At 59.3% G+C, this 13,161-nt stretch carries 12 protein-coding genes; 5 read left to right on the forward strand and 7 right to left on the reverse strand.

Annotated features, from left to right (window positions below; all coding sequences use genetic code 11):
* Positions 1 to 115: 115 nt before the first annotated feature.
* The gene (locus LOY68_RS03770; RefSeq protein ID WP_163908287.1) at positions 116 to 940 is read left to right on the forward strand and encodes a DUF692 domain-containing protein; all 825 of its coding nucleotides are present in this window, start codon (positions 116 to 118) and stop codon (positions 938 to 940) included.
* Positions 930 to 1,727, forward strand: a complete 798-nt coding sequence (locus LOY68_RS03775) for a DNA-binding domain-containing protein (protein WP_265042983.1) — start codon at positions 930 to 932, stop codon at positions 1,725 to 1,727. The genes LOY68_RS03770 and LOY68_RS03775 overlap by 11 nt, the downstream gene beginning before the upstream one ends.
* A 6-nt stretch (positions 1,728 to 1,733) precedes the next feature.
* Here the strand turns inward: LOY68_RS03775 and LOY68_RS03780 are convergent, their stop codons facing one another.
* From LOY68_RS03780 to LOY68_RS03810, 7 genes are all read right to left on the reverse strand, one after another.
* Positions 1,734 to 3,686 (reverse strand): aconitase family protein, encoded by a 1,953-nt coding sequence (locus tag LOY68_RS03780; protein ID WP_265042984.1) that lies wholly within the window; start codon positions 3,684 to 3,686, stop codon positions 1,734 to 1,736.
* Between the two features lie 111 nt (positions 3,687 to 3,797).
* A complete protein-coding gene (locus LOY68_RS03785; protein WP_265042986.1) occupies positions 3,798 to 5,033 on the reverse strand; it encodes an MFS transporter in 1,236 nt (411 codons plus the stop codon).
* 76 nt (positions 5,034 to 5,109) lie between these two features.
* Complete coding sequence (locus tag LOY68_RS03790; protein WP_265042988.1) at positions 5,110 to 6,144, reverse strand: cyclase family protein; 1,035 nt, start codon at positions 6,142 to 6,144, stop codon at positions 5,110 to 5,112.
* Between the two features lie 79 nt (positions 6,145 to 6,223).
* The gene (locus tag LOY68_RS03795) at positions 6,224 to 6,868 is read right to left on the reverse strand and encodes a glutathione S-transferase family protein (protein WP_265042990.1); all 645 of its coding nucleotides are present in this window, start codon (positions 6,866 to 6,868) and stop codon (positions 6,224 to 6,226) included.
* 52 nt (positions 6,869 to 6,920) lie between these two features.
* On the reverse strand, positions 6,921 to 7,139 hold the full coding sequence (locus LOY68_RS03800) for a tautomerase family protein (protein WP_163908299.1): 219 nt from the start codon (positions 7,137 to 7,139) through the stop codon (positions 6,921 to 6,923).
* Positions 7,127 to 8,404: a pyridoxal phosphate-dependent aminotransferase gene (locus LOY68_RS03805; protein ID WP_265042992.1), complete on the reverse strand. Its 1,278-nt coding sequence runs from the start codon at positions 8,402 to 8,404 to the stop codon at positions 7,127 to 7,129. Before LOY68_RS03805 ends, LOY68_RS03800 begins: the two co-directional genes overlap by 13 nt.
* Positions 8,405 to 8,424: 20 nt before the next feature.
* On the reverse strand, positions 8,425 to 9,489 hold the full coding sequence (locus LOY68_RS03810) for an iron-containing redox enzyme family protein (protein ID WP_265042994.1): 1,065 nt from the start codon (positions 9,487 to 9,489) through the stop codon (positions 8,425 to 8,427).
* A 421-nt stretch (positions 9,490 to 9,910) separates the two neighbouring features.
* Between LOY68_RS03810 and LOY68_RS03815 the strand changes: the two genes are divergently transcribed.
* From LOY68_RS03815 to leuD, 3 genes are all read left to right on the forward strand, one after another.
* The gene (locus LOY68_RS03815) at positions 9,911 to 10,813 is read left to right on the forward strand and encodes a LysR family transcriptional regulator (protein WP_163908305.1); all 903 of its coding nucleotides are present in this window, start codon (positions 9,911 to 9,913) and stop codon (positions 10,811 to 10,813) included.
* A 146-nt stretch (positions 10,814 to 10,959) separates the two neighbouring features.
* Positions 10,960 to 12,387, forward strand: a complete 1,428-nt coding sequence (gene leuC / locus LOY68_RS03820) for a 3-isopropylmalate dehydratase large subunit (protein WP_163908307.1) — start codon at positions 10,960 to 10,962, stop codon at positions 12,385 to 12,387.
* An 18-nt stretch (positions 12,388 to 12,405) separates the two neighbouring features.
* Entirely contained in the window at positions 12,406 to 13,053 is a 648-nt protein-coding gene (leuD, locus tag LOY68_RS03825) for a 3-isopropylmalate dehydratase small subunit (RefSeq protein WP_239511940.1), read from the forward strand.
* Positions 13,054 to 13,161: the final 108 nt, after the last annotated feature.

The following is a 13,161-nucleotide window of genomic DNA, read 5'->3' on the forward strand; positions in this document are numbered from 1 at the left end:
TGGTGTTGTCATTTCGCCCGCAGCGTTGCCGTTGTCTTCAGCCGGTTGCGCAGTTGCACAGATCGATTCCGTCCGCATAATGGGGGTCATGAATCCATTGCCCGACGAGTCACGAATGCGCCCGTTACCGCCGATTGGTGTTGGTCTGCGTGCTGCGCATTACCCCGATTTTCTGCAGACGCTGCCGCCCGTTGACTGGCTTGAAGTGCATACCGAGAACTACTTCGGGCCCGGTGGCTGGGATCTGCATGTGTTGCGGTGCCTGGCCGATCACTATCCGATCAGTCTGCATGGGGTGGGATTGGGCATCGGCTCGGTACATGGGTTTTCCATGGAACATGTCGAGCGCATTCGCCAGTTGGCAGCCAGCGTCAGGCCCTTTCTGATTTCGGAACACCTGACCTGGGGCGCGGTGGAGGGGCGCTGCATTAACGATCTGTTGCCGCTGCCGCTGACCGAAGCGTCTCTGAGCCTGGTCTGTGAGCGTGTCGATCAAGTGCAGAGCGCCCTCGGTCAACAACTGTTGCTGGAAAACGTGTCGACCAGTCTGCGCTACAAGGGTGACACCTTGGGTGAGACGCAGTTTCTTGCGGAAGTCGTGGCGCGCACTGGGAGTGCGGTGCTGCTGGATCTGAATAATCTTTACGTCAATCAATGCAACCACGGCGAACCGGCGCTGGCCGCCATGCAAACGCTTGCTATTGGCTGCATCGGTGAATTGCATCTTGCAGGCCATAGCCATGAGCAAGGCTTGCTGGTGGATGATCATGGCAGTGCGGTTGCCGAGCCGGTCTGGGCGCTGTATCGCAGCGCATTGCGCCAGTTTGGCAGCGTGCCGGTGCTGATCGAATGGGACACTCGTCTGCCGCCGTTTGAAGAGCTGTTGGGTCAGGTCGAGATTGCTCGGGCGATTGCTGCGGAGGTGTCGATTGACGCGTGAAGAGTTGGCGTCGCTGCAAGCCGATTTCGTTGCAAGCCTCGACGAATCGTCAGCACCTGCGATTCTGCCGCAGGGTTGGTTTGACGCTACCAGTGCCGATGATCTGCAGCGTTTTTCGCGTTACCGCAGTGCTCTCTGGCAGCACCAGGAGCGCTCGCTGGCGTTGACTTATCCGGTGATCAAGGCGTTGGTCGGCGATGAGTTTTTCCGCACGCTTGCGCATGCTTATGGCCAGCGATATCCATCGCGCCAGGCCGATCTGAAAACGTTCGGCGCGCAGCTTGCGGCGTTTCTCAATGATTACTTGGCCGTTCACGCCTACCCGTATTTTGCTGACGTGGCGGCGCTGGAGTGGTCGGTGCAGTGTGCGGCGTTCGCAGCTGACGCTGTGGCATTGAGTGCTGGCGAACTGGCTGCGCTGAGCAGCAGTCAACTCGATGCCCAACGTTTGACCCTGCATCCAGGCTGTTCGCTGCTGCACAGTGACTGGCCATGCGCGGCGTTATGGACTGCTCATGTGACGCTGGGCCAGGCATTTCCGGATCTGCAAGCGAAACACCGGACAACTCTGGTTTATCGACTCGGCTGGGTGGTGAAGGTGCGGGAGTTGAACCCTTGCGAAGCGGCCGGGTTGATCTGCCTGAGTCGCGGGGCCAGCCTGAGCGAGGCCTTGCTGGCAGCGCAGGCGCGATTCGCCGAGGCGAATCGCCCATCGCAGTTGGTCGATAGCGCAGCGCTGGTTACGCGCTGGTTGAACGATGCGCTGCTGGTTACCGTCAGCGTCTAGCGATCCTTACGGAACGCCAACTGCCAGCGCCGCCTGAAGTTCGGCGAAGGTGGTGATGCTGCCGGCAATCGCGCTGGCGGCCACGGTGTAGGGGCTGGCGAGCCAGACGCTGCCGGGCCCCGAACGGCCGGGAAAGTTACGGTTGATCGCGCTGATGGTGACCTGTTCCGCCGACACCGACTGCCCCGGTCCACAATTGGCGCAGGCGCCGCAACCCGGTTTGATCAGCACCACGCCGGCCTGCTCGAAGGTTTTCAGGTAACCGCGCTGCTGACAGTAGTCGTGAACGTCCATCGTGCCGAACTGCAAAAACAGCCGTGTGTCTGCGTTCAGGGGATAGTCGTTAGCCAGCGCCCACGCCAGGACTTCGTGATAGCAGTCAAAATCACTGCGCTTGCCGGCGGTGCAGGACCCGCCATAGGCGATGTCCACGTTCACCGGCGCGGGCAGATCCGCCACTGCCACGCCGTTGCCGGGATCTCCCGGACGGGCCAGCATGGCTTGCAACTGGGCGCCGTCGATGTGGATCACTTCGCGATAGTGGGCATCCGCATCACTGCTCATCCAGTCTTCGAGCTGGAAGTCGATGCCGCGCCGCTCTTTGAGAAAACTCACGGTTTTGGCATCGGGCTCGACAATGCCGGTCATGCCGCCGAGCTCGGCGACCATGTTGGTCAACGTCGCGCGTTCATCAATGCCCATTCCTCGAATGGCTGGGCCGCCATATTCGAACACTGCGCCGATTGCACCACCGGCCTGGATCGACTCCATCTGCAGCAGATACAGCACCAGATCCTTGGCCATCACCCCAGGCGCCAACGTGCCGCTGACCTCTATCCGAATCGTGTCTGGGACTTTGCAGCGCACGTAACCGGTGGCCCAGCTATTGGCCATTTCGGTCGCGCCAACGCCGAACGCCAGACAGCCCAGCGCGCCGGAATGCGGTGTGTGTGAATCGGTGCCGGCGACCACTTGTCCGGGCAGGGCGTAGCGCTCGATCATCAAGGCATGGCAAATGCCCTCTGACCCGGATTTGTCTTGCAGCGCCCCGTGGGAACGCACCGGATACTGCTCGGAAAAGTGCCTGTGGCCACGGGCAAGATCCGCCACACCGTCGAGCAGTCCCTGCTGGATGTGCGGAATGCTTTGCGGCGCGAGGACCAGATGATCTTCAAACGCAATGATCCGGTCTGGATCGATCAGGCTGGCCGGCTGACCGAACGCCTGATGCATGAGGTGGGCGCTCATGCCGGTGAAGTAGTCGTGACTGAAGCGGTAATCTGCGGCGATGAACACGCCCTCGCCACGGGTGACGGTCTGCGCATCCGGATGCAGGTGACGAGTGATGATTTTCTCGACCAGAGTCTGGCCTGTCTTGCTCGGGGTAACCCGCTCGCGGTCCGGCAGCGGCCAGTGCGCGGCGCGGCTGTACTTGAGCAGTCCCCCGCTGCGGATGATCTGCTGCGTCAGTTCGTCGCGACCTTCCACGAAGGTCGAAAATTCGATGGCTTCGCCAGCGGCGATGCGCTCAAGCACAGAGAAATCGGTGGTGGTCAGAATGCCAATGTTGTCGCAGTTCTGTTGATAGATCCGCTCAAAGCTCTCGGCCACGATCAGGCGGATACCGGCCGACAGTTCAGCCACCGGCGAGGATTCGCGTGACGACCCTTTGCCGTAGCGCTTACCCGCGACGGTGATCTCGAAACCGCCTCGCTTGATCGCATGGCGAGCAATCGGCAATTGCTCGCCAGCCTTGAAGCCGACATAGGGGAATTCCCCCAGGCGCTCGTCGTAAACCATCATGACGGTGACGGGGGTGATTTCGTCGGTAGAGATGTTGTCGCGCAGCGGCTCGGCGCTTGCCAAAGTCAGGTCTTCGCCGTCGAGCTGACGGCGAATACACTCAGGGTTTTGCGACAAATACAGAGCGCGCCCGGAAAAGCGAATTGCATTGTTCATAGATGAGTTCTCCTGATTGCACTCTATCAGCGGGGAAAACGCCCCGCGCTGATGGTTGGAGAACACAGCGATGCTGGTTGGAGACGAATCGCCAAGCGCTGTGGGCAAGGCTCAGACATCGACCGGGAGCTTGTCACAAAGTGCTTTTCGCCGTTGCTGCACGCTCAATTGGCCGATCCACAGCGCACAGCCGAGCAGCAGCACGCAGGTGGCGATGAACACCGAACGAATCCCGATGTGTCCGGCAAAAAAACCACCGGCGACCGGTCCCAGCACTTGTCCGGCGTATTGCGCGGAGGTCGAATAACCGAGCATGCGGCCGACCGAGCGATCATCGACATTGTGCCGGATCAGCGCAGTTACGCAGGGCAGCAAGCCGCCGAGCGCCAGGCCCATGCAGAAACGCAGGGCAATCAATTGCCAGATATCGCTGACAAAGGCTTGTGGAATCAGCAGCAGCCCGGCCAGTGCGAGGCTCGCGGCGACCACTTTAAGGCCACCGATCCGGTCAGCGATCTTGCCCAGCCGCGGCGCTGAAATGATGCTGCCCAGCGCGGCGGCGGACATGGTCAAACCAGCGTAGAACGTCACGCTACCGGCGGCCTCGACCAGTTGTTGCACGTACACGGTGATGATCGGCTCGATGGACATGTTGGCGACCATCAGCAATGACGCCGTGGCGAGCATCGAGAAGACCACGGTGCGCTGATTATTCGATAGACCAGCGTCGGTCGCGGAGAGGGGCGCCGAGTTCGTCCTGGCTGGGGCGACACGCTTTTCTTCGCGGACGAACAGGCACGTGGCCAGGAAGTTCAGAAAAATACATGCGCTGGCGAGGAAGAAGATGCTGCGAATATCCAGCACCGCCGGCAACACACCGCCAATCAACGGGCCGACCAGACTCCCGGCCATGATGCCCGACGCCAGGGTGCCCAGCGCCCAGGCAGAGCGATCCTTGGGCGTTTGCGCCGCCACGATCACATAGGACCCAGACGTGTAGCCGCCCGCCAGTCCCACCAGAAACCGCAACAGAACCAGCTGCCAGACATTCTGCGCCAGGCCGATCAGCGCCATGCTCACAACCATGCCCAGGCTCGCGCGGATGAGGTTTTGTTTGCTGCCATAGCGATCAGCCAGACGCCCCCACAGCGGCGCCACCAGAGCAGCGGAAAGGAACGTGGCGCCATAGGCGATGCCCGACCACTGGACGATTTGCGCATGGCCCTCAACGCCCAGTTGCTCGATGTAGATCGGCAGAAAAGGCAACAGCAACGTCATGGCGACGATATTGATGAATGAGCCGAAGAAACAGATGGCCAGGTTACGTTGCCAGTACACGCTACTCATGTGATGAATCCCTGTAAAAATGATCGAGCGCATGGGTGTTGCCTGCGCCATGCCGATGCGCTCGCAGGCACTGGGTTCAGACTGTGGCCACCGGCGTCACAGGCGAGGCCACGGCGCCAGTCAGACGCAGGGGCGGCGCGGTCAACAGAAAACGGCTGCGACCGTTTTCCCGCAACCATTGGGCGAGTGGCGTCAGATACCAGAGTTCGCCCAAATGGATGCCCAGTTTGAACAGACACAACTCGTGCAGCGGCAGAATCGGGTAGTGCGGCAGATCGAGTTTTTCCGACGGGAAGGCTTCCACCGCATGATTATCCGCTGCAATCGCGCTGATCTGCGCTTCGTCGATCCAGCGTAGCAACTCTTCGTCACGACCGTTGAGGTCGACGCACGAGTGCTCAAGAAAATGCACGTCCGGATCGCCTTGCATATCCACCAGCATCTGCGCGAAACCGGTGTGGAACAGTACGATGTCGCCAGGCTCGACCACAATATTGTCGGCCTCCATGATCTGACGGATCTCGGCATAACCGACGCGCCGCTTGGCATTGCCAAAATGTTTGTGCAGGTCGATCAGTACCGCCCGGCCTTGCAGTCCGGTGGCGGCCATGTGCTCGACCCCGAGGAACCTGGCTGGCGCCGGGGGGAAATCGCCGTGGGCATCAGGCTCACGAACGATTTCGCCAAAAATGTCCTGCTCGGCGCGGAAACCATTGTAGAAGCAGCTTTGCAAGCGCCCGTCACCGTCGATATCGAACAGGCTGCCGACTTGCGCAAGGCTGTCCCACTGGGTCGAATACTGTGTGCAAAGGGTCACGGTGTGGTCGCACAGTACATCGGTCAGATGCGGATCATCCTGGCTCAGTTGGTAGTCGATGTTCGAACGATTGTTGCGCAGTACCGGTTTCAGCACGGGTGGCTGGCGACGCGAGTTCCACTTCGAACCGCCCGGCAAGTCAAGCGGCAGACTCAGGCAGAACGATTTGCCGGCACGAACCTCGGCGGCACCTTGACGGATCTTTTCAGCCGTCAGCAGATTCAGCCGTCCGAGTTGATCATCAGGACCGAAATCCCCCCAGTTCGAACCCGCCGGACGTTGCTTGTAGCGCATGTTGATCCTCCACTCAGACCAGTGGGCAGCCCGCAGGCTGCCCGTTTCAACTCAGATGCTCGGCTTGAGCAAGATCGATTCAGTTGTGTTCGGTCGGGTCTGGCTCAGGTGGTAACACTGCAAAGCGCTTGAAGCCCGGGCGCTGGCTGATGCGCTGGTACCAGGCGTCCAGATGCGGGGTGTCGGGTTTGTTGTCGAGCTCGAAAGTTTCATAGGTTTGCGCCAGCACACCGAGGGCAATATCGGCGATGGTGAAGTATTCGCCGGTGATGAATTGCTTGCCGGCCAGATACTCGTCGGCAATCGACCAGTTCTTCGCCAGGCGCGTCGATTGAATGCGCACGGCATTCATGTCGCGCCGCTCGGGAGCGGTGCGGATCAGTGAAGTGAACAGCGGCACGATATCCGGCCACAGCGCACCGACAGACCAATCCAGCCAGCGGTTGCAGTCCGCATGCAACTTCGGTTCGGACGGGTAAAGGCTTGGCGGGCCGTAGCGCAGCGCCAGGTAGCGCATGATCGCGTTGGACTCCCACAGCACGAATTCCTCATCGATCAGCGTTGGTACTAGACCATTGCGATTGAGCCGCAGGTATTCCTCATCATTGGTCCGCCCATACTGGCGGCCGGCATCAATTCGCTCAAAATCCAGCTTCAGGTCTTCAAGGCACCACAACACCTTCTTGACGCACAAACCACGTTCTCTGCCCCAAACTGTCAACATGACTATCCCTCGCACGATTTAATCAGATGGCTACTGTTTGCGTTGACCGACCTTATGCGGACGGTTTTTTCATGAATGTTTCGCGATACTCCGGCACTTGCAGACCCGCCATGCCCCAGTTGTCGACATGGATTTCATCGATGACCACCGTGGTACTTCGCGGGTTTTTCTGCAGCACGCGTTCCAGCACCGCGGTGACTTCGGCGATCAGCTCGCGTTTCTGCTCGCGGGTGACGCCTTCATCGGTAATCTTGATATTTACGTAAGGCATGCAACGCTCCTTGGGTTGGCAGCGACGAGGCTCGGCACCGGGCCTTGCTTCGCCAGCTCTGTCTGTAAACCGCGCGCCAGACGCTCCATGGCACGGCGCAGCAATTCGGGTTTCTGGGCAAAACACACGCGAATGAAGCCTTCTCCCGCGGGGCCGAACGCGCTGCCCGGTGCGATGGCGACGCCATGTTGTTGCACCAGCGCCATGGCCAGACTCAGGCTGTCGCTGACACCCTCCAGCTGGATGAACGCATACAGAGCGGCGTCTGGCTGGTGGTAGCGGATGCCTGCAACACCGGCCAGCGCGGCGGACACGATCGCCCGCCCGGTCAGGCAGTAATCGCGGAACCCGTCAACGAATGGCCGATCCTGCAACGCCGCCAGCGCCGCCATCTGCACGAAGGGCGCGACCCCGGAATGAGTCAGCTCGATCAGCTCACCAAGCTTTTCCCGCTGGCCCTGCGGCACCACCAGCCAACCCACCCGATACCCGGTCATCGCCCAGGCTTTGCTGAAGCTGTTGCACACCACCAGACGATCCTGGGCCGTGGCGATGTCGAGCATGGAAGGGGCGGCTCGCCGGCCGTCATAGATCAGGCGTGAATAGACTTCATCGCTGACGATCCACACCCCGTAGCGGCGGCACAGGTCCAGAATTGCCTGCATCTGTTGCGCACTGGCGGTCCAGCCGGTGGGATTGTTGGGCGAATTGAGAAACAGCACCCGGCTGCCCGGCAACGCCGCTTCCAACGCTTCCAGGTTCAGCGTGAACCCCTGTTGGTCGAGCAACAGCGGCACGTCGCGCACATTCACGCCTTTGAGCGCCGCGAGATTTCCCGGGTTGGGCCACGCGGGGGAAATCAGTACCGCCGTGTCGCCTTCGCGCAGCAGCGCAGCGAAGGCGACGTTGATTGCGGCCATGCCTGAGGCGGTCACGGCGATCCGATCCTCACTGACTGGCAGTTGATGCAACTCGCTCAGGTAGTCGGCCAGCCCTTGGCGCAGGGCCGGCACACCGCGAATATCCGGGTAGCGGGTGTGCCCGGCATCGAGCGCTTGCTTGAGCGCGGTTTGTGCGCAGACGGGGCTCGGATGATCGCTTTCGCCGAAGCACAGGAAGTCCACATCCCCGAGCCGAAACGCTTCCCGGGCCACCCCGACCAACTGCGAGCCTGCGATGTGATCGAGATCAAACGTTGCCAGGTGTTCGAATGCATCGGACACCGAGTCGGGCAGCGGTCTGTCATGACTGTTCAAAGAAACCACGGATGCACCCCTCAGCCGGTTCAGGCAATCGAAAGAACGTTCTGCGGCTGCGCGATTCGGTCCTGACGCTGCACGTGGGAGAGCAGGGCGTCGAGGAAAGTGTTCGACGAACTGAGGCGGATCAGTGCGCCGTAGAGAATTTCCCTGATGACACGCGGATCCTGTTCGACCGCCGGTTCTATGACGTTGTCGAACCAGCCTTTGCCATGAATTGCATCGATGCGGATATGCAGGTCGTGGTAAGCCAGACCAAACTCCGGCAACCCCAGGCGCCGCCAGCCGGCAACCAGTTTCTTGAAGCGCCGAGGGGCGAGGTATTCGGTAACCCCGAAGTAACCGATGGCTTTGTAATGATGCCGCGGGCTCAGGGCCAGGCAGGCAGAAAGGTTGCCGCACACCCGTGCTTCAGGGAGCAACGCCTTGTCGATGTAAGCGGCGTCGACATTCAGCGCCTTCAAGGCTTTGCTGAACAGCAGGGTGTGCACCTCTCGTTCATCACCATTGCCCATCTCGTCGAAATAGTTTTTGGCGATTTCCATTTTTTCTGCGCCGACTGTGCCCACTTGCATCAGCGCCAGAATATCGTCGAAGCGCGGGTCGAGAGTGGTTTCCTGCGCCAGGAAAGTTCTGAAAGCTTCAACACTTGCCGAGTCGCGAAGATAGTTCTGAAAGAATGGGTGCGCGCCCGCAGGATGTTGGGATATCAGCTGTTTGAACCAACTTACAAAAGCGCTGCCGTTAGTTGGCATCTGATCGAATATGTCCGCTGGGATAATATCGATTTCATTCTGCAGGATGACCGGTTCAAGTAAGGTAGTGATGTCGGCGAATACACAAGAGATATCAACATCGACTGTTTCCATTGAGGGCACCGAAAAGCGGTAGTCATAGATGACTGCCAGTACCCGATGCAGTTCTTCACGCGATTCCTGTTGGCCGCAAGCGCAAAGACGTTTCAGGCGGAGGCATTCATCGAGGACTTTTTGGCGCATGTCATTGTTGAGCACATACGGCTGTGGCCCACTGAATCCTTGCTTGCAATAGTCAGTGATGAATGAAAGCAAATTGAAGTCTTGCGTTTGCATCGTGCACTCCTTCGAACGAGTAAAAACTTTCACGGACAAATAGTGGCTCGAAAAAATTGCGCTAATAGAGTCGATTGCGTTTCTCTTAGTGCAAGTATGTAGGGCGCTATTCAGTTGCGTTCTATGGTCTATGGCGATGCTGTGAAAATCAATTCTCGAATTTTCTACAGTGTTCAACTTAATGAGAATGATCGCTTCGGTTTGGCGTGCTTCAGTGCTGTGAGCGAGCGGCGGAGTTTCAGTTGATCCACCTTGTGCAGGGTTGGTTGATACTTCCAATGGCGTTGAAAAGCGTGTATTCCATGTCGGCAAGTCGCACTTCGTGCTCAGTTTAAGTAGCGGTTTAATATCATCAAATAAGAACTATTCGTGTTGGCGTGTCTGGAGTTAGTCGACAGTCTGTCGCGCCCAAGGGAGGGCCATGAATCACTTAGTCAGAAAACTGGACTTCACTTCGTTGCGCTTGTTCGTGACGGTTTGTCAGGAAAAAAACATCGCCCGCGCCGCCGAACGCGAGTGCATCACGCCCTCGGCCGTCAGCCGGCGTATCGCCGAGATCGAGGCGATTGTCGGGCTGCCGATCATTCATCGCGAATCGCGCGGCATTTCCGTAACGCCGGTCGGTGAAATGATCATTCGTCACGCCAAGGCGATGATTGCCAGCCTGGAAAGCCTAAACGCCGAACTCTCACAGTTCACCTCGGGCGCCAAGGGCAGTGTGCAGATCGCAGCCAACCTGTCGGCCATCGTTCAGTTTCTTCCGGAAGATCTGGCGGCGTTCAAACGCTTGTTCCCGGAAGTGGAAATTCTCGTCGATGAGCACAGCAGCGCCCACGTGATGCGCAGCGTCACCGAGGGCAGCGCTGAAATCGGTATCTGCAATGCCAATTACGGTACCGCAGAGTTGGAGTTCTTGCCGTATCGCACGGACAGGCTGGTGCTGGTGGTACCGCGCGGCCACCACTTGGCCGAAGCCAGTTCTGTAACGTTCAACGATATCGCCCGCGAAAGCTTCGTCGGTTTGTCTGAGGAAACCTCGCTGATGACTTTGCTGGCGCAGCGCGCCCGGGACATTGGCGAGGAGCTGGACGTGAAGATTCGTGTGCGCAGCCTCGACGTGTTGTGCCGGATGGTGCACGTCAAACTCGGGGTGGCGGTAGTTCCACAACTGGTGGCCGAGTTGAATATGAACGCGCTGGACCTGCGCGTGGTGCCGATTGTCGAGCCGTGGTCGATCCGCAAACTGGTGGTGGTGTTTCGCCATCGTGATCGCCTGACTGCCACCGCAGCAGCGCTGGTCAACTATCTGACCAACAAGCACTGAGGATTTGGCAGAAAGCCTTGAGCAAAAAGCCTTGAGCAAAAAGCACGTGTCACTCGCCAATCGGCACGTTAGCCATCTCGACATGTCACGTCTGGGATTGGATCCGAGTAGTAATATTTGGATACATCTCCGACGGGACTTGCCCCATGACCATCGCCACGCCAGCCAAAACCCTCTACGAAAAGCTCTGGGATGCGCATGCCGTTACCACCGATGAAGACGGCACGGCGCTGCTCTACATCGATCGTCATTTGATCAACGAAGTCTCCAGCCCGCAGGCTTTCGAAGGGCTGAAGCTGAGCGAGCGCACGCCGTGGCGGGTTGCCTCCAACCTCGCCGTCGCCGATCACAACGTGCCAACCAGTGATCGCGCCGGTGGCAAGATCCGTGATCCGTTTTCGCGGATGCAGGTTCAGACGCTGGACGCCAATGCGCAGACTTACGGCTTCACCTACTTCGGGATGAACGATCCCCGCCAAGGCATCGAGCATGTGATCGGCCCGGAACAAGGCGCGACGCTGCCCGGCATGACGGTGGTCTGTGGCGACTCGCACACCTCGACCCACGGCGCTTTCGCTTGTCTGGCACATGGCATCGGCACCTCGGAAGTCGAGCATGTGCTGGTCACCCAGACCCTGCTGACGAAGAAAATGAAGTCGATGAAAGTCCAGGTCGACGGCCAGTTGCCGCCCGGCGTGACGGCCAAGGACATTGTCCTGGCAATCATTGGCAAGATCGGCACCGCCGGTGGCACGGGTTGCGCGATCGAGTACGCCGGTTCGACCATCGAAGCGCTGTCGATGGAAGGGCGCATGACGATCTGCAACATGTCGATTGAGGCCGGTGCGCGGGCCGGGCTGATTGCTTTCGACGACACAACCCTGGCCTATGTCAAAGGCCGGCCGCTGGCACCCACCGGCGAGCAATGGGAGCAGGCAGTCGAATACTGGCGAACCTTGCACTCGGATGCGGATGCGCAGTTCCACGAGGTGGTGACGCTGGACGCCACAACCATTCAACCGCAGGTGACATGGGGCACTTCGCCGGAAATGGTCGCGCCGGTCGGTGGCCGGGTGCCAGACCCGAGTCAGGAAGCAGATCCGGTCAAGCGTGACGGCATGCTCAAGGCGCTGGCGTACATGGGGCTGCAAGCGGGGACTTCGATCAAAGATATCGTCCTCGACAAAGTGTTCATCGGCTCCTGCACCAACTCGCGAATCGAAGACTTGCGCGCCGCTGCCGAGGTCGTGCGCGGGCATTCGCTGGCGGCCAACATCAAGCTGGCGATGGTGGTTCCGGGCTCCGGGCTGGTCAAGAGTCAGGCGGAACTTGAAGGTCTGGACCAAGTGTTCATTCGCGCCGGATTCCAATGGCGCGAACCCGGCTGCTCGATGTGCATGGCAATGAATGACGATCGCCTGAGCAGCGGCGAACGCTGCGCTTCAACCTCCAATCGCAATTTCGAAGGGCGCCAGGGGCCCGGTGGGCGAACGCATCTGGTCAGCCCCGCGATGGCTGCGGCGGCAGCTATTGCCGGGCGCTTCGTCGATGTCCGCACGCTTAAACACCCATAAACATAAAAGGAAATGACTGTGACGCCATTGATCCAACATCGCGGTCTGGTTGTGCCTTTTGATCGAGTCAACGTCGATACCGATGCGATCATTCCCAAGCAGTTCCTCAAATCGATCCGCCGCACAGGCTTTGGTCAGAATCTGTTTGACGAGTGGCGCTACCTCGATCATGGAGAGCCAGGGCAGGCCTGTGAGCAACGGCCACTGAACCCGGATTTCATCCTCAATCAACCGCGTTACCAAGGTGCGTCGATCCTGTTGACGCGCGCCAATTTCGGCTGCGGATCGTCGCGCGAACATGCGCCGTGGGCGCTCGAGCAGTACGGATTTCGGGTGATGATCGCGCCAAGCTTTGCCGACATCTTCTTCCACAACAGCTTCAAGAACGGCCTGTTGCCGATTGTGCTGGAGGAGGCGCAGATCGATCGGCTGTTCGAGGCGGCCACTCAGATCGAACCTTTACATTTGACCATCGACCTCGAACAGCAGCGCATCACATCTGATGCGCACGCCGTTTCCATCGCGTTCGAGATTGATCCGTTCCGCAAATTCTGCCTGCTCAACGGGCTAGACGATATCGCTCTGACATTGCAACGCCAGGCGCTGATTCAAGCCTTCGAACACAACCATCTCAAACGCTTCCCATGGCTACTGAACACTCTATAAGCGACAGCAACTGACCGCGTTAACGGTGGGGATTGCTACCGAGCATTCGGATCGATCCCCGGGGCATCGAAATGACCTGCACGGCGCCGCGCTGCAAGCGGCTACCGG

The organism is Pseudomonas sp. B21-053 (genome assembly GCF_026016365.1).
GTDB classification, from domain to species: domain Bacteria; phylum Pseudomonadota; class Gammaproteobacteria; order Pseudomonadales; family Pseudomonadaceae; genus Aquipseudomonas; species Aquipseudomonas nunensis.

Excerpts from the sequence above, each read along its gene's own strand:
- LOY68_RS03770 (WP_163908287.1), top strand. The coding sequence starts at position 116 with ATGCGCCCGTTACCGCCGATTGGTGTTGGTCTGCGTGCTGCGCATTAC.
- LOY68_RS03780 (WP_265042984.1), bottom strand. The coding sequence starts at position 3,686 with ATGAACAATGCAATTCGCTTTTCCGGGCGCGCTCTGTATTTGTCGCAA.
- LOY68_RS03785 (WP_265042986.1), bottom strand. The coding sequence starts at position 5,033 with ATGAGTAGCGTGTACTGGCAACGTAACCTGGCCATCTGTTTCTTCGGC.
- LOY68_RS03790 (WP_265042988.1), bottom strand. The coding sequence starts at position 6,144 with ATGCGCTACAAGCAACGTCCGGCGGGTTCGAACTGGGGGGATTTCGGT.
- LOY68_RS03795 (WP_265042990.1), bottom strand. The coding sequence starts at position 6,868 with ATGTTGACAGTTTGGGGCAGAGAACGTGGTTTGTGCGTCAAGAAGGTG.
- LOY68_RS03800 (WP_163908299.1), bottom strand. The coding sequence starts at position 7,139 with ATGCCTTACGTAAATATCAAGATTACCGATGAAGGCGTCACCCGCGAG.
- LOY68_RS03810 (WP_265042994.1), bottom strand. The coding sequence starts at position 9,489 with ATGCAAACGCAAGACTTCAATTTGCTTTCATTCATCACTGACTATTGC.
- LOY68_RS03815 (WP_163908305.1), top strand. The coding sequence starts at position 9,911 with ATGAATCACTTAGTCAGAAAACTGGACTTCACTTCGTTGCGCTTGTTC.
- leuC (WP_163908307.1), top strand. The coding sequence starts at position 10,960 with ATGACCATCGCCACGCCAGCCAAAACCCTCTACGAAAAGCTCTGGGAT.